The organism is Streptomyces sp. NPDC014891, from assembly GCF_043081085.1.
Classification (GTDB): Bacteria; Actinomycetota; Actinomycetes; order Streptomycetales; family Streptomycetaceae; genus Streptomyces.
Window position 1 is genome coordinate 339,860 of sequence record NZ_JBIBWF010000008.1, and the last position, 21,697, is coordinate 361,556.

Consider the following 21,697-nt stretch of genomic DNA (forward strand, 5'->3'; position numbering starts at 1 on the left):
TCCCGGCGCGGCGCGGGTCAGTGGTGGAAGGACGTTGCCGCGGCCAGGTCCTGGGTGAACGGTTCTGACTGGCTGCGGAGTTCGGGGAGCAGGCGGTTCAGGTCCTCGATGAGGAGTCCCGCGAGGTCGGCCGAGAAGCCGTTGCGGCAGACCACCCGCAGGACGGACAGGTCCTCGCGGTTGGCGGGGAAGGTGTACGCGGGGACCAGCCAGCCCTGTTCGCGCAGTCTCCGGGAGACGTCGAAGACGTTGAAGGAGGTGACGTCGGGGGCGGTGGTGAAGGCGAAGACGGGGAGTTCGTCGCCGTGGGTGAGGAGCTGGAAGTCGCCCATCGCCTCGATCCGTTCGGCGAGGCCGCGGGCGATGTCGCGGGAGGTCTGCTGCACCGCCCGGTAGCCCTCCCGGCCCAGCCTGAGGAACGTGTAGTACTGCGCGACGACCTGGGCGCCCGGCCGGGAGAAGTTGAGGGCGAAGGTGGGCATGTCGCCGCCCAGGTAGTTGACGCGGAAGACGAGGTCCTCGGGGAGTTCGGCGGAGGAGCGCCACAGGGCCCAGCCGACGCCCGGGTAGACCAGGCCGTACTTGTGACCGGAGGTGTTGATGGAGGAGACGCGGGGGAGCCGGAAGTCCCAGACCAGGTCCTCGTCGACGAAGGGGGCGACCATGGCGCCCGAGGCGCCGTCGACGTGGACGGGGATGTCCAGACCGGTGCGCTCCTGGAGGGCGTCGAGGGCGGCGCAGATCTCGGCGACGGGCTCGTAGGACCCGTCGAAGGTCGAGCCGAGGACGGCGACGACGCCGATCGTGTTCTCGTCGCAGAGCGCGGCGGCGGACTCGGCGTCGAGGTGGAAGCGGTCGCCTTCCATGGGGACCAGCCGCGCTTCGACCTCCCAGAAGTTGCAGAACTTCTCCCAGCAGACCTGGACGTTGACGCCCATGACCAGGTTGGGGCGGGCCGTGCCGGGATAGCGGTCGGCGTTCCGCTTGGCCCAGCGGCGCTTGAGGGCCATGCCGGCGAGCATGCAGGCCTCGCTGGAGCCGGTGGTGGAGCAGCCGACGGCGGAGGACGGGTCGGGGGCGTGCCACAGCTGGGCGAGCATGGCGACGCAGCGGCGCTCCAGTTCGGCGGTGCGCGGGTACTCGTCCTTGTCGATCATGTTCTTGTCGCGGCACTCGGCCATCAGGACGCCCGCCTGGGGTTCCATCCAGGTGGTGACGAAGGTGGCGAGGTTGAGCCGGGAGTTGCCGTCGAGCATCAGCTCGTCGTGGACGAGCTGGTAGGCGCTGGCCGGGGGCAGCGGGTTCTCCGGGAGCCGGTGGTGGGGCGGGGCCTCGGTCATGCCGCCGACCGGGTTGGCGGCCTCCCCGAAGAAGGGGTTCAGAGCCAGGCGGCGGGTGGGCTCGGCGGGGGAGGCGGCGGGACCCTGGTGGAGCGGCATGGGGGACTCCTTCTGTGCGGTGGGACGCGTCGAGAGGGGCCGGGTCAGCGCAGGGCGTGCCCCTGCTCGTCGAGTTGCAGCTGGGGACGGCCGGTGACGATCAGCCAGGCAGGGAGGGAGGCCAGGCAGAGGAGGGCGATCACGGCGGGGGAGCCGGCGATGACCGCCCCGGTGAACAGGCTGATCCAGCCCTGCCGGGTGGTCGCGAGCAGGACGCCGAGGACCCCGGCGGAGACGGCCACCGTCGGGCTGACCTCGGGGACGAGGGCCTGGGCGAGCAGTCCGAAGGCGGCGCCGATGAAGACGGCGGGGAAGATCCGGCCGCCCCGGAAGCCGCAGGAGGCGGCGACGAGGAGGGCGAGGAGTTTGACCACGGCCAGCTTGGCGAGCTCGCCGGAGGACCATCCGCCGACCGAGGAGGCGAGCTCCTTGACCTCGTCCAGGCCCTTGAAGAGGGTCAGCTGTCCGCCGACGGCGCCCAGCAGGCCGAGGACGAGTCCGCCGAGCGGCAGCATCAGCAGGGGGTGGCGCAGGCGCCGGAAGGCGGCGTGGACGTAGGGGAAGAGGTAGCAGGCGGCGAGGCCGAAGGCGGCCGCGGCGGAGGCGATCACCAGGGAGGAGAGCAGATCGCCCCAGCCGGGGTCGGTGAGCGGCGGGAGCCCCATGTCGAAGGTGGGCTCGGCGAGCAGCTGGGTGGTCATGGACCCGGCTCCGGCCGCGACGAGCGGGGCGAAGAGCCGGTCCCAGAGCGAGCCGGGCCCCGGGGTGCCGGCGAGGGCCTCGGAGATGACGAGGGCGGCGGCCACCGGGGTGCCGAAGAGGGCGCCGATGGTGGCGGACGAGGCGAGGACGACCCAGGCGGCGCCCGGGACGGCGGGGGCGGCCTTCCGGCCGAGCCAGTAGGTCAGGGCGATGTTGGACGCGATGATCGGGTTCTCGGGGCCGAGGCTGACCCCGCCGGCGAGCGTGATCGTGGCCGCGATCAGGAGCCCGGGGACGATCCCGGGGGCGAGGGGTTTCCCGCCGAGGCCCTCGGCCGCCGGGTCCGGCCCGGCGTGTCCGGGAAACTTCCAGATGAGGAGCCCGGAGAGGACGCCGGCCGCCGTGAGCATGACGATGATCCAGAGGGCGGAGTAGTCACCGATCCCGAGCGCGCTCGGCAGGTCGTCCCAGAGGACGTCCTTCAGCTGGTCCGCCAGGGCGCTGATCCCCAGGAACACCAGGGCCGCCATGACGCCGACCGCCAGCGCGGGAAGCACCTGGGGGAGCAGGATCCGCAGCGGGGTGGGGTCGGCGGCGGGGGGAGTGGGCGAAGCGTGATCGGTGGCCACCGACCCACCATAAGTGAGCAAATGCCGCACAACATCCCGAAATTCAGGTCGAACGGACGTGCAGCTCGCCACGCGTCAGGCACCGGCGGACCCCGCGACCCGGGCCGGGCGGGCGCGCGCCGGCGTGAGGCCGGTCGGGGGGTACCCGCGCCCATGACCGGAGCGGCATAGGCCGGTCGGGGTGTCCGCGCCCATGACGGGAGGCGCGTACGCCGGTGGAGCCACCCGCGCCTCCGGTCGGACCGGCGTACTCCGAACGGGGGCTCCGCACCCGTGCGCCCGGCGCGGCCCCCCGGCTCCGGGCGCCCCGCGGCTCCCCGGCTCCGGGCGCCCCGCGGGGCGCCCGGGAGGTTCCGGCGCGGCCCCGGGGCTCAGCCGCGCGGGGCGATGACCACCGCCGTGCCGTACGCGCAGACCTCCGTGCCCACGTCCGCCGCGTCCGTCACGTCGAAGCGGAACATCAGCACGGCGTTGGCGCCCCGCGCCCGCGCCTGCTCGACCAGCCGCTCCATGGCCTGGTTGCGGGTCTGCACGAGGGTCTTCGTCAGACCCTTCAGCTCCCCGCCGACCATCGACTTGAGCCCCGCGCCGATCTGGCTGCCCAGATGGCGGGAGCGGACGGTGAGCCCGAAGACCTCACCGATCACCTGACGCACCTCGAAACCCGGCACGTCGTTCGTCGTCACGACCAGTACGTCGGGGTGCGACCCCTGGCCGCCTCCGTACTCCTCGATGCCCATCGGCATACACCTCCTGGCCCCCCAGCCTCGGGGGAGCGGGACTTCTTCGCATCCCGTGGGCCCCGGGTGGAACCGGCCGCGTCCGACCCGCGTTGATAGCTTGGGGCCAGCCGTCCCCCATGCCCCCACCGATCGCAGGAGCCCGGAACCCGTGAACACGCTTGCCCTCGGACCGAGCTGGTTGGACCCGGACTATCTGATCGGAGAGTTCGGTCTGATCGGTGTCCTCGTCATCGTCTTCGCCGAGTCCGGACTCCTCATCGGGTTCTTCCTCCCCGGCGACTCGCTGCTCTTCACCACCGGCCTCCTCGTGACCACCGGGAAGCTCGACACCCCGCTCTGGCTGGTGTGCACGCTGATCGTGGCCGCCGCGATCATCGGAGACCAGGTCGGCTACCTCTTCGGCCGCAAGGTGGGCCCGGCGCTCTTCACCCGGCCGGACTCCAAGCTCTTCAAGCAGGAGAACGTCACCAAGGCGCACGAGTTCTTCGAGAAGCACGGCCCGAAGTCCCTGGTCCTGGCCCGTTTCGTGCCCATCGTCCGGACGTTCACGCCGATCATCGCCGGCGTCAGCCGGATGAACTACCGCTCGTTCATCACGTTCAACATCATCGGCGGTGTGCTCTGGGGTGCGGGCGTGACCCTGCTCGGCGCCTCCCTGGGCAAGATCGACTTCGTGCACGAGCACATCGAGATGATCCTCGTCGGCATCGTCCTGATCTCGGTGGTCCCGATCGTGATCGAGTTCCTCCGGGCCCGCTCCCAGTCGAAGAAGAGCCAGGCCGCGGGCGAGCAGGGCACCTCCGGTGACCACGACGCCCCCGGCACCCCCAACCCGCCCCGCGGCCGGCACGCCAAGCGCTGAGCCGGGACCGCACCGGCCGGACAAGAAGAAGGGCCCCGCACGACGTGCGGGGCCCTTCTTCTTGTCCGTAAGCCCGGCCCGCGCAACGGAGCACCCGCCGCCGGCCCGCACCCGCCACCGGCCCGGACCCGCCGCCCAGGGACCACCGCCGCCCCGGACCCTAGAAGCCCCTGGTCCGCTTGGCCGCCCGACGGGCCGCGGCCGTGGCCGGAGCCTGCATGAAGAGACGCGCCAGCTCGCCTCCCAGGTTCACCCCGATCGCGATCGCCAGGGCCAGCGCCGCCGCCTTCGCCAGGGACGCGAACCCCTGGTCCAGGTTGTTCTGGGCGATCGCCAGCACCCCGAAGTACGTCGCCGAACCGGGCAGCAGCGGGCCGATCGCCGCCGTCACGTACGGCAGTGACGAGGTGTGCTCGTACCGGGCGATCAGCTGCCCGAACAGACCCACCAGACCGGCCGCCACCGCGGTCGCCATCACCGTCGACCCGTCCGCGGTCACCGCTATCGACGCGTAGATCACCCACGCCACACCGCCGTTCAGCGTCGCGAACAGCACCGTCGCCCGCGACTGCTGCAACAGGACCGCGAACGTCGCGCACAGCACCATCGACGCCAGGATCTGCGTCACCGGCCGTTCCTCCGCCTGCAGCACCCCCTCGGGGTTCAGCTGCGCGTCGAACTGCACGGCGACGTACAGCACCGACAGCACGCCCACCACGATCGCGACGAAGAAGTAGGCGACCTCCAGGAGCCGGGCCGAGGCCGTGATGTAGAAGCCGGTCAGACCGTCCTGCACGGCCGCCACCAGCGCCCGCCCCGGGATCAGCGCGAACAGGCCACCGGTGATCACCGCCGACGGCTTCAGGTCCGCGTGCAGCATCGTCAGCAGCACACCCATCGCCGCCGGCGGCATCGCCGCCACCAGGAACTGGTAGAACTCCGGCATACCGCGCCCCGCGAACAGCCACGCCAGCCGGTCGCCGAGCACCGCGCCCAGCGCCGCCACGAAGAACACCGTCGGACCGCCGCCCAGCAGCACCGACGCCGCGCCCGCGAGCACGCCCGCCGCACCCGTCAGCACCCAGCCCGGGTACGGGTGCCGGTTGCGCCGTATCTCCGCGAGCCGCCGGTACGCCTCCTCGGGCGTCACCTCGTGCGCCTGCGCGTTGATGTCCGCGAGCAGCGTGTATACCGCCGCCAGCCGCGTGTAGTCCGTGCCCCGGCGCCGTACCGTCCGGTTCGCCGTGATCGGGTCGTCCACCAGCGACGGCTGGTACGTGACGGACAACAGGGTGAACGTCACCGTCGGCTCGACCCGGTCCAGACCGTACGAGCGGCAGATCGCGAACATCGCCGCCTCGACGTCCTCCGCGCCCTCCCCGCCCGCCAGCAGCAGCTCGCCGATACGCAGCGTCAGGTCGAGCACGCGCGGCACCGAGGGGCCGCTCTCGTCCTCCTTGCGGGCTGCGTCGGGGACCGGCCGCTCGCCCACCGGCAGCCGCAGCATGGTCCGCATACGGTCCTGCCACGGCGCGTCCTGCGACAACCGCACCAGGGGCACCCCGTACGCCGGGGTGAAGGCCGGCGGCGAGTTCTTCGCCGAATAGGTGGCCGGCGTCGCGAACGCGGAACCCTCCTGCTCCGCCGGCGGCTCCGGCGACAAGCCCGAGGGAAGGGCGAACTCGGAGGTCGGATGCTCCTCCTCCGGCGGGGCGGGCTGCTCCACCCCCGCCGGTGGCACGAACGCGCTCCGTGCCTCGTCCGACTGCGGTTTCCGGTCCTCGGGGGCCCCCTCGGCGACCCTCCGCGCACCGTTCTTCGAGCCGTCCGGCTCCGCCACCACTCTGTCCGCCTCGCCTTCTCCGGGAATCTTGGATTCCAGTATGAGTGTGCGGCGGATGTGCGAAAGGCGGTGCACCCAAGGGGTGCACCGCCTTCACGCGTTCACTACAGGACCGGCTCGGCCGGAGAACAGCCGAGCGACCGGCTCGTCACCGGCACAGCGACAGCTCGTCACCGGCCGGGCGACCGGCTCAGTGGCCGCCCTGCTCCTTGGCCCGCGCGTACGACTTCTCGATCTCTTCCTCGGCCTCGGCGCGACCGACCCAGTCGGCGCCCTCGACCGACTTGCCCGGCTCCAGGTCCTTGTAGACCTCGAAGAAGTGCTGGATCTCCAGGCGGTCGAACTCGGCCACGTGGTGGATGTCCCGCAGGTGCTCCATGCGCGGGTCCGTCGCCGGCACGCACAGCAGCTTGTCGTCGCCGCCGGCCTCGTCCGTCATGCGGAACATGCCGATCGCGCGGCACTTGATCAGGCAGCCCGGGAAGGTGGGCTCGTCGAGGATGACGAGCGCGTCCAGCGGGTCGCCGTCCTCACCCAGGGTGTTCTCGACATAGCCGTAGTCGGTCGGGTAGGCCGTCGACGTGAACAGACGACGGTCCAGACGGATGCGACCCGTCTCGTGGTCGACCTCGTACTTGTTACGCGATCCCTTGGGGATCTCGATGAGAACGTCGAACTCCACGGGTGGCTCCTCCTGAATCAACACAAGTGAATGCTCGCGACGACGCGCGGTGATTAAGTGTCCCTCACGCACGTGTGTGATCGCGAAAGGGGCTGGTCAGCAATGCCCGAGCCGAGGATGTGGCAGCTCACGGCGGGCTCCGCCGCCCTCGGACTGGCCCTGGCCGCCGTGGCGGTGGCCGCGGCCGGTCCGTGGGACTCGGGTCAGCGTACGGCGGAGCGGGCCCGCGCCGCCGCCCCGGCGGCGGGTGGCGCACATCACGCCCCCGTCCCCGCACCCGCCCCGCCCCGCCGTCCCGCCCCGGCCCCCAGCGCCCCCGGCGTCCTCGCCGCCCTGCACGCCCCGGCCCCCGCCGCACCCCCCGCGGACCTCGCCGCCCGCCTCGGACCCCTCCTCGCCGACCCCGGCCTCGGCCCGCTGCGCACCGCCTCCGTCGTCGACACCGCCACCGGCAAGCAGCTCTACGGCGCGGGCGCCGCCACCCCCATGACCCCCGCCTCCACCGTCAAGATCGCCACCGCGGCCGCCGCGCTCTCCGCCCTCGGCCCCGACCACCGCATCGCCACCACCGTCACCGCCACCGCCGACGGCCGCACCGTCACCCTCACCGGCGGCGGCGACCCGACCCTCGACCGGCTCCGCCTCACGGCACTCGCCACCGCCACCGCCCGCGCCCTCACCGCCCGCGGCCACACCTCCGTACGCCTCACCTACGACACGCACCTCTACCAGGGCCCCGCCATCCACCCCATCGGCCCCAACGAGAACATCGCCCCCGTCGTCGCCCTCATGACCGACGAAGGACGCCTCGACGGCAGCGACAGCGGCCCCGCCCCCCGCACCGCCGACCCCGCCGGCGACACCGCCGCCGCCTTCGCCGACCTCCTCACCCGCGCGGGCGTCAAGGTCACCGGCACCCCCGCCCCCGGCCGCGCCCCCGGGACCGCCCCCCTCGCCCGCACGCTCTCCGCCCCCCTCGCCGACCTCGTCGAGCGCACCCTCACCCACAGCGACAACGACCTCGCCGAGGCCCTCGCCCGTCAGACCGCCCTCGCCCGCAAGAAGCCCGCCGGCTTCGACGGCGCCGCCACGGCCGTCCGCGAGGAACTCGCCCGCCTCGGCCTCCCCGTCACCGGAGCACGCTTCGCCGACGGCAGCGGACTCGACCGCCGCGACCGCGTCTCCGCCGCCCTCCTCACCGGGCTCCTCACCCGCGCGGCCGACCCGGCCCGCCCCGCCCTGCGTCCCCTCCTCACCGGACTGCCCGTCGGCGGCTTCACCGGCACCCTCGCCGGCCGCTTCGACACCGCGCCCGCCACCGAGGGCGCCGGACTCGTCCGCGCGAAGACCGGCACCCTCACCGGCGTCAACACCCTCGCCGGAACCGTCGTCACCGCCGACGGACGTCTCCTCGCCTTCGCGTTCCTCGCCGGCGGCACCCCCTCCCCCTACGAGGCCCAGCCCGCCCTCGACCGGCTCTCCGCCGCCCTCGCCGCACGGGACTGACCGCCCCCGGCCCCGCGCGGCCCCCGCCCGACCCGCACCGAAGCCGTCCCGAACCCACCCCGAACAGCCTTCGAGACCGTACGGTTGACGCATGACGAGCATCGGTGGCGCAGGCACATCAGGGATGGTCGACTGGAACCTCGCGGTCGCGACCGCGACCCGCCTCGTGCGGCCCGGACCCGAAGTCGGACGCGACGAGGCCCGCGAGGTCGTCGCCGAACTCCGCAGGCACGCCAAGGCCTCCGAGGAACACGTCCGCGCCTACACCCGGATGTTCCCCGAGGGCACCGACCCCGCCACCATCGCCGACACGCCCGTCCTCGTCGTCGACCGGGCCGGCTGGATCAAGGCCAACGTCGCCGGCTTCCGCGAACTCCTCACCCCCCTCCTCGGGAAGATGCAGGACCGCCGCTCCACCACCCCCGGCAACGCCGTCCTCGGCGCCGTCGGAGGCAAGGTCACCGGCGTCGAACTCGGCATGCTGCTGTCCTTCCTCGCCTCCCGCATCCTCGGCCAGTACGAGACCTTCGCCCCCGCGACCCGCGACCTCCCCGCCGGCGCCGACGGCGGCGGACGCCTCCTCCTGGTCGCCCCCAACATCGTCCACGTCGAACGGGAACTCGAAGTCTCCCCGCACGACTTCCGGCTCTGGGTCTGCCTCCACGAGGAGACCCACCGCACCCAGTTCACCGCCGTCCCCTGGCTCCGCGACCACCTCCAGGGCGAAATCCAGTCGTTCCTCGCCGCCACCGACGTCGACCCCGGCACCGTCGTCGAACGCCTCCGCGAAGCCGCCCAGACCCTCGCCGGCGGACGCCCCGAGGGCGAGGAGGGCGAACCCGCCCCCTCCCTCGTCGAACTCGTCCAGACCCCCGAGCAGCGCGAGATCCTCGGCCGCCTCACCGCCGTCATGTCCCTCCTCGAAGGACACGCCGACTACGTCATGGACGGGGTCGGACCCCAGGTCGTGCCCTCCGTCGCCGAGATCCGCGAGAAGTTCCAGCAGCGCCGGGCCCGCGGCGCCTCCCGCCTCGACCTCGCCCTGCGCAAGCTCCTCGGCCTCGACGCCAAGCTCCGCCAGTACCGCGACGGCGAGCGCTTCGTCCGCGCCGTCGTCGACCAGGTCGGCATGGACGGCTTCAACCGCGTGTGGACCTCCCCCAACACACTCCCCACCAAGAGCGAGATCGCCGCACCCGCCGACTGGATCGCGAGGGTGCACCGTAAGGCAGACTCGTGAGACTGGAGCGGCACACGACGCAGGAACACGTCGGAACGCCCGGCCAATCACCCATCCGAGGGACCCTGGACCAAGGGTGAGGCGTGCAATGCTCGGGTAACGGCCGGGTTTCTGTCACCATCGACGCACTCTGAGTGACCGAACCCCCCTTTCCGACCGTTAAGACTCCGACCGAGGCACCCCAACCCCATTCACGAAGGGCACCGGACATGGGTCCCCATCCTGCGGTCGCGGCGATACGCCTGGCGGTCCGCCGCGTACTCCACGACGTCCTCACCGAGCACCAGACCGACCCCGCCCCCGCACGCGACGCACACACCCCCCTCGTGCTCGTCGCCTGCTCCGGAGGCGCCGACTCCATGGCGCTCGCCTCCGCCCTCGCCTTCGAGGCCCGCAAACTCCCCGTCCGCGCCGGCGGCATCACCGTCGACCACGGACTCCAGGACGGCTCCGCCACCCGCGCGGACGAAGTCGTCGGACGCATGACCGCCCTCGGCCTCACCCCCTCCGAGGCCGTCGCCGTCACCGTCGGCCGCGAAGGAGGCCCCGAGGCCGCCGCACGCGACGCGCGGTACGCGGCCCTCGACGACGCCGCGGAGCGCCACGGAGCCGCCGCGATCCTGCTCGGCCACACCCGCGACGACCAAGCGGAAACCGTCCTGCTCGGGCTCGCCCGCGGCTCCGGCATCCGCTCGCTCTCCGGCATGGCCGCCATCTCCGGCGCCTCCGGCCGCTACCGCCGCCCCTTCCTCCAGCTCGACCGCCAGACCGTCCGCAAGGCCTGCGTCGCACAGGAACTCGCCGTCTGGGACGACCCCCACAACAGCGACCCCGCCTACACCCGCTCCAGGCTCCGCCACGAAGGCCTCCCCGCCCTCGAGAAGGCCCTCGGCAAGGGAGTCGTCGAAGCCCTCGCCCGAACGGCCCAGCTCTCCCGCGACGACGCCGACGCCCTCGACACCTGGGCCGCCGACGCCGAGACCCGCGTGCGCGACGAGGCGGGCGCCCTGGAATGCGCCAAACTCCACGGCCTGCCCCCCGCCGTACGCCGCCGCGTCCTGCGCCGCGCCGTCATCGCCGAGGGCGCCCCCGCCGGCTCGCTCTTCGCCCGCCACATCGAGGAAGTCGACCGGCTCATCACCGGCTGGCGCGGCCAGGGGGCCATCAACCTGCCCGGCCGCGTCGAAGCCCGCCGCCAGGGTGGCAGACTGGTCATCCGGCAAGGCTGACGCACGCTGCAACGAAAGTGACCCGGGTGAACGAGAAGGACATGGGCACCGACCTCCAGTCGGTGCTCATCACCAAGCAAGAGATCGACGCCAAGCTGGCAGAGCTGGCCGCGAAGATCGACGCGGAGTACGCGGGCAAGGACCTGCTCATCGTCGGCGTCCTCAAGGGCGCCGTGATGGTGATGGCGGACCTGGCTCGCGCCCTGTCCACCCCCGTCACCATGGACTGGATGGCCGTGTCCTCGTACGGCGCGGGCACCCAGTCCTCCGGCGTCGTCAGGATCCTCAAGGACCTCGACACCGACATCAAGGGCAAGCACGTCCTGATCGTCGAGGACATCATCGACTCCGGCCTGACCCTGTCCTGGCTCCTGTCGAACCTCGGCTCGCGCGAGCCCGCCACCCTCGAGGTGTGCACGCTCCTCCGCAAGCCCGAGGCCGCCAAGGTCGCGATCGACGTCAAGTGGATCGGTTTCGACATCCCCAACGAGTTCGTCGTGGGCTACGGCCTCGACTACGCCGAGAAGTACCGGAACCTTCCGTTCGTCGGCACGCTCGCCCCGCACGTCTACGGCGGCTGAACGCCAGGGCCGTTCGGGGAACCCGCACCGCCTTCCCCCCGTTGAACCACGGGAAGGCGGTCGCGGGCGACGATGCTGAGGTACCGTCCGAAGAACAGCTTTTTCACCTAGCAGCTCCCACAGCAGCATTTTCCTACGGGCAGGAGGGACGGAGCGATCTCGCTCCGTATGGATGGACGTGAAGCGATACTTCCGTGGGCCGGTCATGTGGATCGTGCTGGCCGTCCTCGCCGTGGTCGTGCTGATGCAGGTCGTCGGCTCGTCCGAGGGCTACAAGACGGTGGACACCGGCAAGGTCGTCCAGGCGATCGACAAGAACCAGGTCAAGCAGGCAAAGGTCACCACCGGTGACGAGCAGATCATCAAGATCGAGCTCGTCGACGGTCAGAAGATCGACAACAGCAGCAAGGTCCAGGCCAGCTACATCGGCTCCCAGGGCGTCGACGTCGCCGACAAGCTGCAGGAGAAGTTCGAGGCCGGGCAGATCGAGAAGGGCTACACCGTCTCCCCGACGAAGCAGTCGCCCTTCGTCTCGATCCTGCTCTCCCTCCTCCCCTTCGTCCTCATCGTGGTCGTCTTCCTCTTCCTGATGAACCAGATGCAGGGCGGCGGCTCCCGCGTCATGCAGTTCGGGAAGTCCAAGGCCAAGCTCATCACCAAGGACACGCCGAAGACCACCTTCGCCGACGTCGCGGGCTCGGACGAGGCCGTCGAGGAACTCCACGAGATCAAGGAGTTCCTCCAGGAGCCGGCCAAGTTCCAGGCCGTCGGCGCCAAGATCCCCAAGGGCGTCCTGCTCTACGGCCCCCCCGGAACCGGCAAGACGCTCCTCGCGCGCGCCGTCGCCGGCGAGGCCGGGGTCCCGTTCTACTCGATCTCCGGCTCCGACTTCGTCGAGATGTTCGTCGGCGTCGGCGCCTCCCGGGTCCGCGACCTCTTCGAGCAGGCCAAGGCCAACGCGCCGGCCATCGTCTTCGTCGACGAGATCGACGCCGTCGGACGCCACCGCGGCGCCGGCCTCGGCGGCGGCCACGACGAGCGCGAGCAGACGCTCAACCAGCTCCTCGTCGAGATGGACGGCTTCGACGTCAAGGGCGGCGTCATCCTGATCGCCGCCACCAACCGGCCGGACATCCTCGACCCCGCGCTCCTGCGCCCCGGACGCTTCGACCGGCAGATCGCCGTCGACCGCCCCGACATGCAGGGCCGGCTGGAGATCCTCAAGGTCCACCAGAAGGGCAAGCCGGTCGCACCGGACGTCGACCTCGGCGCCGTCGCCCGACGCACCCCCGGCTTCACCGGCGCGGACCTGTCCAACGTCCTCAACGAGGCGGCGCTCCTCACCGCCCGCAGCGACCAGAAGCTGATCGACAACGCGGCACTGGACGAGGCGATCGACCGAGTGGTCGCGGGCCCGCAGAAGCGGACCCGGATCATGTCGGACAAGGAGAAGAAGATCACCGCGTACCACGAGGGCGGCCACGCCCTCGTCGCGGCGGCCTCGCCGAACTCCGACCCCGTCCACAAGATCACCATCCTGTCCCGCGGCCGCGCCCTGGGCTACACGATGGTCCTGCCGGACGAGGACAAGTACTCGACCACCCGCAACGAGATGCTCGACCAGCTGGCCTACATGCTGGGCGGCCGTGCGGCGGAGGAACTGGTCTTCCACGACCCGACCACCGGCGCCGCCAACGACATCGAGAAGGCCACCGCCACGGCCCGCGCGATGGTCACCCAGTACGGCATGACCGAGCGCCTCGGCGCGATCAAGTTCGGTGGGGACAACACCGAGCCCTTCCTCGGCCGCGAGATGGCGCACCAGCGCGACTACTCGGAAGAGGTCGCGGCGCTGGTCGACGAAGAGGTCAAGAAGCTCATCGAGACCGCGCACAACGAGGCCTGGGAGATCCTCGTCGAGAACCGCGACGTCCTCGACAACCTGGTCCTCGCCCTCCTGGAGAAGGAGACGCTGGGCAAGGAGGAGATCGCCGAGATCTTCACCCCCATCGTCAAGCGCCCGGCCCGCCCGGCCTGGACCGGCTCCTCCCGCCGCACCCCGTCCACGCGTCCGCCGGTGCTCTCCCCCAAGGAGCTCGCCCTGACGAACACGGCGAACGGCTCGGCGGCCCCCGCGGTCGACACCACGAAGGGCATCGAGATCGCCCCCGTGGACAACCCGGAGGACTGACCCCTCCGGATCCGGAATGGCTGCCGCGCCCCCACAGGTTTTAGCCTGTGGGGGCGCGGCATTTCGCGCACATCAGTCAGACGGAACGAGGCACAGAGATGACCGACCCGGTGACGCTGGACGGCGAGGGCACGATCGGCGAGTTCGACGAGAAGCGCGCCGAGGCAGCCGTACGCGAACTCCTCATCGCGGTCGGCGAGGACCCGGACCGCGAGGGTTTGCAGAAGACACCTGCGCGCGTTGCACGTGCGTATCGCGAACTGCTGGCCGGGATGCGCCAGGAGCCCGAGGATGTCCTGACCACGACTTTTGATCTCGGGCACGATGAGATGGTGCTCGTGAAGGACATCGAACTCGTCAGCTTCTGTGAACATCATTTGCTCCCGTTCCACGGCGTGGCCCATGTGGGCTACATACCGGCGGAAACCGGCAAGATCACGGGCCTGTCGAAGCTGGCGCGTCTCGTCGACGTCTTCGCACGGCGCCCGCAGGTCCAGGAGCGTCTGACGACGCAGATCGCCGATTCGCTGATGCGGATCCTCGAGGCGCGCGGCGCGATCGTCGTGATCGAGGCCGAGCACATGTGCATGTCGGTACGAGGCATCCGCAAGCCGGGCGCCAAGACGACGACCTCAGCGGTACGCGGTCAACTTCGTGACGCTAGCACCCGTGCTGAGGCTATGTCCCTGATACTGGCCCGTTAGTAGCGAGCTGTCCCCCTTGCTCCATACCGTCCCCGATCAGTGGAGTGAATCGCTGATCAAGGGGGGACCGGTATGGGGTACGGGCTGACCAGCAAGATGCTGGTGAACCTGGTGGGCGGATGTGTCCAGGCGAAGAACGTCGCTCCGGGCAGCATCATGTGGACGCTGGACGGGGACCGGACGGTGCGGACCTCGGTCGTGAACGTGACGGCGGTAAAGGCGCGTGCAGCCGTCGACGTGGTCACGGAGCACATGACGTTCTCGGCCAGTCCGGATCTGCTGCTGACGACACCGGACGGCTGGGAGCACGCGGCGGACGTGGCAGCCCGGTACGCCACAGCGTTGACGGCGTGCACAGGGCTCCTCGCCCGTCTTGAGGCCGTCACTCGGCCTTCCGGCTTTCTGAAACGGGACCTGCCCGGTTTCCGAGTACGGGTGGTCTCCTCGTACCTCTCCGACGCGCTGCGGCACTACGCGGGTGGGGACGCTCACCACATGCGGCAGGCCTTTCCACGAGTGGTTCTCCGGGACATCGATACTTCTACACGTACCGGCTCGCCCCGTACCCGACCTTCCTGGTGAACGGGCACCTCGTGCGTGAGCCCCGGTAGGGCTCGGATCGGGGCCGGCGCCCGGTGGTGTCAGTGGGGGCGGCTAGCCTGCGCCCATGATCGAGACGTTCGGCGGCGACCGCCGCTTTCCTGACGCGTTGGCCGCCGTCGCCCGGGTCGAGTTCGACTACGGCGACGAGGGCGAGGGCGTCGACTTCGAGCCGTACAGCGCCTTCGACTCCGCCGAGGAGACCACCGACTGGCTCCGGCACTGGACCGGCAACCACGCGCTCGACGGTGGTGACTACCGCGTCTTCGGACAGGACGGGACCGGCGGTCTCGCGGCGATCTGGTGTGTGCGGCCCGGGCAGCCGCTTGCCGAGCAGCCCGTGGTGTTCATGGGGTCGGAGGGCGAGCGCGGTGTCGTCGCCGGGAACCTGTCCGACTTCCTGTGGGTGCTCGCCGACGGCTACGGGCCGATGGAGGCCGCTCTGTACGTGGAGCGGGAGCCGCGCCCGGACGCGGGCCTGGCCGAGCTGGCCGGGCGGTTCGCGACGACGCCGCGCCGGGGTGCTCGGGAGATCGTCGGAGAGGCGCAGGCCGAGTTCGCGGGCTTCTCGGCGGGTCTCGACGCGCTCTGCCGCTGAGCTAGGCCCGGGCCTTGCCCGGGCCGTTCTCGTCGTCGTCCTCCGGGAGCCTGCAGACCCGCTCCAGGAAGAGGGCGGCGGCGATGACGGCGATGCCCGCCGCGACCGAGAGGGCCGCGTAGAGGGCCTGGTCGCGGCGGGCGGGGACGTCGAGGAAGCCGAGGAGGAAGACGCCCGTGCCGCCGTACATGCCGGCGACGAGGGCGGCGACCAGGGCGCTCGCCTGGCCGAAGACCACGGCGCGGGCCGCCATCAGGGGCTCCACGCCCTTGGCGCCGGGGCGGCGCTCGCGCTGGGCCTTGAGGCGGGCCCGGATCGACAGGGCCGTCGCGGTGAGGACGACCGCGATCACGGCCAGGACGATGGGCGCCGCGATGGGCACGCTGGGCAGGGTGCCGACCGAGTCCCAGAGCCGTGCCGCACCCCAGGAGAGGATGCCGGCGACGAGGAACAGTCCGGCGAGCACCTTCAGCCGCAGTTGTTTCACCGGTGTCCTTCTCCTGGTCGTCGGTCGTGATCCGCGGGGCGGTCTGCCCCGAGCGTAACGACTACTCGGGCAGACGGAGTTCCAGGTCGGTGCGGCGGGCGACGCCGTCGTGGCCGAGGGTGGTGAGGAGGGCGGCGACGGTGCCGTGGCCGGGGAGCTGGGCCTCGGGGTCGACGTCGTGCCAGGGGGCGAGCACGAAGGCGCGCTGGTGGGCGCGCGGGTGCGGGAGGGTGAGGACGGGGTCCTCGGAGACGACGTCCGCGTAGGCGACGATGTCGACGTCGATGGTGCGGGCGCCCCAGCGCTCCTCGCGGACGCGGTGGAAGGCCTCCTCGACGGCGTGGGCCCGCTCCAGGAGGGAGGAGGGCGGCAGGGTCGTCTTCACGAGGGCGACGGCGTTGAAGTACGAGGGCTGGGTGTCGGGGTCGACGCCCCAGGGCTCCGTCTCGTACACGGGGGAGACGGCCTTGACCCGGAGGCCGGGGGTGTCCGCGAGGGCGTCGACGGCCCCCTGGAGGGTCTCCAGGCGGTTGCCCAGGTTGGAGCCGAGGGCCACGACGGCCCAGCGGGGGTTGGACAGCGTCGAGTCGGCGGCGTCGACGGTGGCGACGACGGATGCCGGTACGGGCTGGACGGTGGGGTCGCTCTGCATCGGCTTCATCGTCGGCTCCGGGTGATCGTGATGGTCACGTCGTCGAACGGCACGGTGATGGGCGCGTCCGGTTTGTGGACGACGACCTCCACCTCTTGTACCCCGGCGTGGCTGAGGCATTGCTGGGCGATGCGTTCGGCCAGCGTCTCGATGAGGTCGACGGGCTCGCCCTGGACGACGTCGACGACCTCTTCGGCGACGACGCCGTAGTGCACGGTCTTCGTCAGGTCGTCGTCGGCGGCCGCCGGGCGGGTGTCCAGGCCGAGGACCAGGTCCACGATGAAGGTCTGGCCCTCCTCGCGCTCCTTGGGGAAGACGCCATGGTGGCCCCGGGCCTTGAGGCCGCGCAGCGCGACACGATCCACGCGAATCACTCCTGCTGTCGTAGTTCGGTGGGCACGCAGCCGGGTGCGGACGGCCGGGTGTCCGGTCTCGAATCTACCTGCGGGGGCCGACAGGGCTTGCCTGCGGGGGCGTGGGCGGCGCCGTGGGCGGGTGTGGCGGCGGGGTCACGGGGTGTCGCCGTCGGGCTCCTCGTCCGGTGTCCCGGCGGTGTCGGTGGTGTCGGCGAGGACGGGGGAGGCGTGGTGGGACCAGATCCGCCAGCCCTCGGGTGTGTGGCGGAACACATTGGTGGCGACGACGAGCTGTCCGACGAGGGGGCCCAGTTCGGCGCCGTCCTCGGCGGGTCCGCCGCTGAGGATGTTCTCGGTGCAGGTGACGACGGCGGTGGGGCCGGCGAGGGAGATCTCCAGATCGGTGAGGAAGAACTGGATGTACTCGGTGTTCGCCATGATCACGGCGTAGGAGCGGAGGACCTCGCCGCGGCCGGTGAGGACGGGCCAGCCGGGGTGGACGCAGGTGACGGGGGTGGCGCCGTCGTCGAGCCAGAGGGCGGAGACGCCCTCGAAGTCGCCGGTCTCCATCGCCTCGTAGAAGGCGGTGTTGGCGGCTTCGACGGCGGCTTCGTCGGCGGTGCGGGTCACGCGGCTCCCTCGACGGCGCGGGCGACCCGTACGGCGTCGGCGGTGGCCCGGACCTCGTGGACGCGGACGGCCCAGGCGCCCGCGTGGGCGGCGAGGGCGGAGACGGCTGCGGTGGCGGCGTCGCGTTCGCGGGCGGGGGGCGGTGCGGAGCCCTCGCGGGTGAGGACGTGGCCGAGGAAGCGCTTGCGGGAGGCGGCGACGAGGAGGGGGCGGCCGAGGGCGCGGAGTGCGGGGAGGCGGGCGACGAGGGCGAGGTCGTGGGGGGCCAGTTTGGCGAAGCCGAGGCCGGGGTCGACGACGATGCGGTCGGGGTCGACGCCGCCGTCGACGACGGCCTCCAGGCGGGTGCGGAGTTCGCCGACGACCTCGGTGACGACGTCGTCGTACACGGCGAGGCTGTTCATGTCCTGGCTGAATCCGCGCCAGTGCATGACGACGAAGGGGACCTCGGCGGCGGCGACGGCGGGGACCATGCCGGGGTCGGCGAGGCCGCCGCTGACGTCGTTGACGAGGACGGCGCCGGCGTCGACGGCGCGGGATGCGACGCGGGCGCGCATGGTGTCGACGGAGACGGTGACGCCTTCGGCGGCGAGGCCGCGGACCACGGGGACGACGCGGCGGAGTTCCTCGTCCTCGTCGACGCGGCTGGCGCCGGGCCGGGTGGACTCGCCGCCGACGTCGACGAGGTCGGCGCCCTGGGCGACGAGGTCGAGGCCGTGTTTGACGGCGGCCGTGGTGTCGAACCAGCGGCCGCCGTCGGAGAAGGAGTCGGGGGTCACGTTGACCACGCCCATGACCGCGCAGCGGTCCCACTCCGGAAGGCCTCGGGCGGTACCCCGGTCGATCGTCGTACTCATGTGTCCAGCGTAGGGCCCGGGGGCCGGGTCAGGCGGCTCGGACCTCGCGCTCCGAGGGGGTGGGGACGATGTGGGCGCAGGGGCGGGGGGTCGGGGCGGGGCGCCTGCGGGTGAAGGGGCGGGGGAGTGCGAGGTTCACGAATCCTTCGGCCTGCATGGCGGCGAAGCCGATGCGGGGGAGGTCGCGGCTGGTGCGGTAGACGACGAAGCGGGGTTCCCAGCGGGGGCGGAACTTGGCGTTGAACTTGTACAGCGATTCGATCTGGAACCAGCGGGAGAGGAAGACGAGGAGGCCGCGCCAGGCGCGCAGGACGGGGCCGGCGCCGATCTTCTCGCCGCGGGCGAGGGCCGCGCGGAACATGGCGAAGTTGAGGGACACGCGGGCGATGCCGAGGGCGGGGGAGGCCTGGAGTGCGGCGACGATGAGGAGCTCGTTCATGCCGGGGTCGGCGGAGCGGTCGCGGCGCATGAGTTCGAGGGACATGCCGTCGGGGCCCCAGGGGACGAAGTGGATGATCGCCTTGAGGTCGCCGTAGGGGGTGCCGGTGGCGTCGGTGGCGTCGGTGGCGTCGGTCTTGTGGGCGGTCGCTATGACGGCGTCGCCGTCGCCGGGGGCGCCGATGCGGCCGAGGGCCATGGAGAAGCCGCGTTCGGTGTCGGTGCCGCGCCAGTCGGCGGCGGCGTGGCGGACGGCTTCGAGTTCGTCGGGGTCGAGGTCACGGACGCGTCGGACGCGGGTGGTGTAGCCGTTGCGTTCGATGCGTTTGACCATCTGGCGGACGTTGCGCATGGCTCGTCCGGAGAGGGAGAAATCCGCGACGTCGACGACCGCCTCGTCGCCGAGTTCGAGGGCGTCGAGGCCGGTCTCGCGGGTCCAGACCTGGCCGCCGGTCTCGGAGCAGCCCATGACGGCGGGGGTCCAGGAGTGGGCTTTGGCCTCGTCCATGAAGCGTTCGATGGCGCCGGGCCAGGCTTCGACGTCGCCGATGGGGTCGCCGCTGGCGAGCATGACGCCGGAGACGACGCGGTAGCAGACGGCGGCCTTGCCGCTGGGGGAGAAGACGACGCCCTTGTCGCGGCGGAGTGCGAAGTGGCCGAGGGAGTCGCGGCCGCCGTGCTGGTCGAGGAGGGCGCGCAGGCGGACCTCGTCCTCGTCGGTGAGGCGGGCGGCGGGGTGCTCGGGGCGGAAGGCGAGGTAGATGGTGGTGAGTGCGGTGAGCATGCCGAGGGCGCCGAGGGAGTAGCCGACGGTCCAGTCGACGCCGTTGCTGTAGCCGACGGGGCCTTCGACGCCGAAGAGTCCGTACAGGACGTGTTCGAGGCGGTCGGTGAGGCTGGGGCTGCCGATGACGCGGCGGGGGTGGGCGCTGACGATGACGAGGCCGAGGGCGAGGGAGCCGGCCCCCATGACGACGAAGTTGGCGAGGGCGCGCCAGCGGCTGCGGGGGTCGGGCAGGGCGGCGAACTCGCCGCGGTGGCGGAGCAGGAGGGCGAGCAGGGCGAGGGAGAGGAGGACGCCGAGGATGGAGTGGCGCCAGATGAACTGGGCGGTGGCGCCGAGGGGGAGCAGGACGACGGCGGCGCGCCAGGCGCGGCGCTTGTGGCGCTTGAGGCCGTGGGCGAGGAGCAGGAGGAGGACGCCGGCGCTGAGGGAGAGGGCTGCGGAGAGGGGGCCGAGGGTGCCGGGGAGGACTTCGGCGACGGCGTGCATGCGGCTGGCGCGGAAGCGGGGGAAGACACCGGCCGCGATGTCGATGAGGCCGATCAGGGTGCAGGCGGTGCCGACGAGGGCGGGGACCTTCTCGGGGCGGGGGCCGCGGAGAATCCGGCGTACCCGAACCGGAACCAATCCTGATTTGTCCCCATCTACTGTGACAGACATGGCTTCCCGTGCTTCCCGTGGTCCTGCGAAGGGTCCTTGACTCCGGTCGGGCCCTGCGGCGCGTCGGGCGGGCCGTTCCGGTTGGTGCGCCTTCTAGGACGGAGCCGTACGGGGTCGGGTTCATCGGTTCACAGGAAAATCTCGGAAAGAGGGCTCGGTCGTCCCATGGGTCTCACCAGCAACAAAGTTCTCGTGGTGGCGGTCGTGCTCGCCGTGGTGCTGTTCCTCGTCACGGTCTGGCTGTGGCCGCGGCTCGCGCGTCGCGGCTGGCGTGCGGTGGTGGGGCGGGTCGGGCTGCTGCTGGTGACGCAGGTCGCGCTGTTCGCCGCGGTGGGCCTCGCGGCGAACCGTTCCTTCCTGTTCTACGGCTCGTGGGCGGACCTGTTCGGCCAGGAGCAGGACATGGGCGTGGTCGTCGACCACGCGGCCGGTTCGAAGGACCTGCGGGTGGTGGGGAGGCAGGGGCTCGACGTGCCGGGCGGTGGCCGTCCGGCGACGGCGGGGCAGATACAGAAGGTCGTGGTGGCGGGGGAGCGTTCGGGGATCGTCTCGCCGGCGTACGTGTACCTGCCGCCGGAGTACTTCCAGCCCGCGTACGCGAAGCGCACCTTCCCGGCCTCGGTGGTGCTGACGGGGTATCCGGGCACGGCGGAGAACCTGATCAAGGGCCTCAAGTACCCGAAGACGGCGTACCTCCAGGCGAAGGAGGGCCGGATGCAGCCGATGATCCTGGTGATGCTGCGGCCGACGGTGGCGCCGCCGCGGGACACCGAGTGCGTGGACGTGCCGGGCGGCCCGCAGACGGAGACCTTCTTCGCCGAGGACCTGCCGAAGGCGGTCTCGGAGGCCTACCGGGTGGGCACGAAGCCCCGCAACTGGGGGTTCATGGGGAACTCCACGGGCGGGTACTGCGCGCTGAAGATCGCACTGCACCACCCCGGCCGGTTCGCCGCGGGGGCGGGCTTCTCGGCGTACTACCGGGCGGCGGAGGACGTGACGACCGGTGACCTCTTCCACGGGGACGACCGGCTGCGCAAGCGCGGTGACCTGCTGTGGAGCCTGGACCACCGGCCGCCGGGCGCCTCGTCGTTCCTGGTGACGACGTCGAAGCAGGGCGAGGGCAACCGGCGGGGCACGCTGGAGTTCATCAAGCGGGTGAAGAGCCCGGCGAGGGTCTCGTCGATCACGCTGGAGAGCGGCGGCCACAACTTCAACACCTGGAACCGCGAGATCCCGCCGGGTCTGGTCTGGATGAGCGGCAAGCTCAGCGCGACCTGAGCCCGC

The 21,697-nt window shown here is 71.6% G+C and carries 21 protein-coding genes; 10 read left to right on the top strand and 11 right to left on the bottom strand.

The window, feature by feature from the left end; genetic code table 11:
- Positions 1 to 17: 17 nt before the first annotated feature.
- The 3 genes from ACF09E_RS24245 to ACF09E_RS24255 form a co-directional block, all read right to left on the bottom strand.
- Complete coding sequence (locus ACF09E_RS24245) at positions 18 to 1,439, bottom strand: glutamate decarboxylase (RefSeq protein ID WP_392206959.1); 1,422 nt, start codon at positions 1,437 to 1,439, stop codon at positions 18 to 20.
- A 44-nt stretch (positions 1,440 to 1,483) separates the two neighbouring features.
- On the bottom strand, positions 1,484 to 2,770 hold the full coding sequence (locus tag ACF09E_RS24250; RefSeq protein WP_392206960.1) for an ion channel protein: 1,287 nt from the start codon (positions 2,768 to 2,770) through the stop codon (positions 1,484 to 1,486).
- Between the two features lie 371 nt (positions 2,771 to 3,141).
- Positions 3,142 to 3,510, bottom strand: a complete 369-nt coding sequence (locus ACF09E_RS24255; RefSeq protein WP_148003620.1) for a YbjQ family protein — start codon at positions 3,508 to 3,510, stop codon at positions 3,142 to 3,144.
- 151 nt (positions 3,511 to 3,661) lie between these two features.
- Here ACF09E_RS24255 and ACF09E_RS24260 point away from each other — a divergent pair, with 151 nt between their 5' ends.
- Positions 3,662 to 4,375 carry a DedA family protein gene (locus ACF09E_RS24260; RefSeq protein WP_392206962.1) on the top strand — a complete coding sequence of 238 codons (714 nt, stop codon included), beginning with the start codon at positions 3,662 to 3,664 and terminating at the stop codon, positions 4,373 to 4,375.
- Positions 4,376 to 4,535: 160 nt separating this feature from the next.
- Here ACF09E_RS24260 and ACF09E_RS24265 read toward each other — a convergent pair whose 3' ends face one another.
- Entirely contained in the window at positions 4,536 to 6,218 is a 1,683-nt protein-coding gene (locus ACF09E_RS24265) for a threonine/serine exporter ThrE family protein (protein WP_388801430.1), read from the bottom strand.
- Between the two features lie 190 nt (positions 6,219 to 6,408).
- Positions 6,409 to 6,900 (bottom strand): inorganic diphosphatase, encoded by a 492-nt coding sequence (locus tag ACF09E_RS24270; protein ID WP_024758444.1) that lies wholly within the window; start codon positions 6,898 to 6,900, stop codon positions 6,409 to 6,411.
- 102 nt (positions 6,901 to 7,002) lie between these two features.
- Here ACF09E_RS24270 and dacB point away from each other — a divergent pair, with 102 nt between their 5' ends.
- The 8 genes from dacB (at position 7,003) to ACF09E_RS24310 (ending at position 15,549) form a co-directional block, all read left to right on the top strand.
- Positions 7,003 to 8,406, top strand: a complete 1,404-nt coding sequence (gene dacB / locus ACF09E_RS24275) for a D-alanyl-D-alanine carboxypeptidase/D-alanyl-D-alanine-endopeptidase (RefSeq protein ID WP_392206964.1) — start codon at positions 7,003 to 7,005, stop codon at positions 8,404 to 8,406.
- 91 nt (positions 8,407 to 8,497) lie between these two features.
- Positions 8,498 to 9,646, top strand: a complete 1,149-nt coding sequence (locus tag ACF09E_RS24280) for a zinc-dependent metalloprotease (protein ID WP_392206966.1) — start codon at positions 8,498 to 8,500, stop codon at positions 9,644 to 9,646.
- Between the two features lie 209 nt (positions 9,647 to 9,855).
- Positions 9,856 to 10,875, top strand: coding sequence for a tRNA lysidine(34) synthetase TilS (gene tilS / locus ACF09E_RS24285; RefSeq protein WP_388801419.1), 1,020 nt, complete (start codon positions 9,856 to 9,858; stop codon positions 10,873 to 10,875).
- Between the two features lie 41 nt (positions 10,876 to 10,916).
- On the top strand, positions 10,917 to 11,456 hold the full coding sequence (gene hpt / locus ACF09E_RS24290; protein ID WP_392207102.1) for a hypoxanthine phosphoribosyltransferase: 540 nt from the start codon (positions 10,917 to 10,919) through the stop codon (positions 11,454 to 11,456).
- Positions 11,457 to 11,628: 172 nt separating this feature from the next.
- A complete protein-coding gene (gene ftsH, locus ACF09E_RS24295; RefSeq protein WP_392206969.1) occupies positions 11,629 to 13,647 on the top strand; it encodes an ATP-dependent zinc metalloprotease FtsH in 2,019 nt (672 codons plus the stop codon).
- Between the two features lie 98 nt (positions 13,648 to 13,745).
- The gene (folE, locus tag ACF09E_RS24300; RefSeq protein WP_392206971.1) at positions 13,746 to 14,351 is read left to right on the top strand and encodes a GTP cyclohydrolase I FolE; all 606 of its coding nucleotides are present in this window, start codon (positions 13,746 to 13,748) and stop codon (positions 14,349 to 14,351) included.
- A 72-nt stretch (positions 14,352 to 14,423) separates the two neighbouring features.
- Positions 14,424 to 14,933: a hypothetical protein gene (locus ACF09E_RS24305; protein ID WP_392206973.1), complete on the top strand. Its 510-nt coding sequence runs from the start codon at positions 14,424 to 14,426 to the stop codon at positions 14,931 to 14,933.
- Positions 14,934 to 15,018: 85 nt separating this feature from the next.
- Positions 15,019 to 15,549 carry an SMI1/KNR4 family protein gene (locus tag ACF09E_RS24310; RefSeq protein WP_392206975.1) on the top strand — a complete coding sequence of 177 codons (531 nt, stop codon included), beginning with the start codon at positions 15,019 to 15,021 and terminating at the stop codon, positions 15,547 to 15,549.
- Position 15,550: 1 nt separating this feature from the next.
- Here the strand turns inward: ACF09E_RS24310 and ACF09E_RS24315 are convergent, their stop codons facing one another.
- The 6 genes from ACF09E_RS24315 to ACF09E_RS24340 all read right to left on the bottom strand — a co-directional run bounded on the left by ACF09E_RS24315 (position 15,551) and on the right by ACF09E_RS24340 (position 20,413).
- Positions 15,551 to 16,036: a DUF3180 domain-containing protein gene (locus ACF09E_RS24315; protein ID WP_392206977.1), complete on the bottom strand. Its 486-nt coding sequence runs from the start codon at positions 16,034 to 16,036 to the stop codon at positions 15,551 to 15,553.
- Positions 16,037 to 16,097: 61 nt separating this feature from the next.
- Positions 16,098 to 16,697 carry a 2-amino-4-hydroxy-6-hydroxymethyldihydropteridine diphosphokinase gene (folK, locus tag ACF09E_RS24320; RefSeq protein ID WP_361853721.1) on the bottom strand — a complete coding sequence of 200 codons (600 nt, stop codon included), beginning with the start codon at positions 16,695 to 16,697 and terminating at the stop codon, positions 16,098 to 16,100.
- On the bottom strand, positions 16,694 to 17,053 hold the full coding sequence (folB, locus tag ACF09E_RS24325; RefSeq protein ID WP_015034453.1) for a dihydroneopterin aldolase: 360 nt from the start codon (positions 17,051 to 17,053) through the stop codon (positions 16,694 to 16,696). Before folB ends, folK begins: the two co-directional genes overlap by 4 nt.
- A 144-nt stretch (positions 17,054 to 17,197) precedes the next feature.
- Positions 17,198 to 17,674, bottom strand: coding sequence for a nuclear transport factor 2 family protein (locus ACF09E_RS24330; RefSeq protein ID WP_392206979.1), 477 nt, complete (start codon positions 17,672 to 17,674; stop codon positions 17,198 to 17,200).
- On the bottom strand, positions 17,671 to 18,531 hold the full coding sequence (gene folP, locus ACF09E_RS24335; protein ID WP_392206981.1) for a dihydropteroate synthase: 861 nt from the start codon (positions 18,529 to 18,531) through the stop codon (positions 17,671 to 17,673). Before folP ends, ACF09E_RS24330 begins: the two co-directional genes overlap by 4 nt.
- A gap of 28 nt (positions 18,532 to 18,559) precedes the next feature.
- The gene (locus ACF09E_RS24340; RefSeq protein ID WP_392206983.1) at positions 18,560 to 20,413 is read right to left on the bottom strand and encodes a phosphatidylglycerol lysyltransferase domain-containing protein; all 1,854 of its coding nucleotides are present in this window, start codon (positions 20,411 to 20,413) and stop codon (positions 18,560 to 18,562) included.
- Between the two features lie 165 nt (positions 20,414 to 20,578).
- Between ACF09E_RS24340 and ACF09E_RS24345 the strand changes: the two genes are divergently transcribed.
- Positions 20,579 to 21,691, top strand: coding sequence for an alpha/beta hydrolase (locus ACF09E_RS24345; RefSeq protein ID WP_392206984.1), 1,113 nt, complete (start codon positions 20,579 to 20,581; stop codon positions 21,689 to 21,691).
- The last annotated feature ends 6 nt before the right edge of the window (positions 21,692 to 21,697 follow it).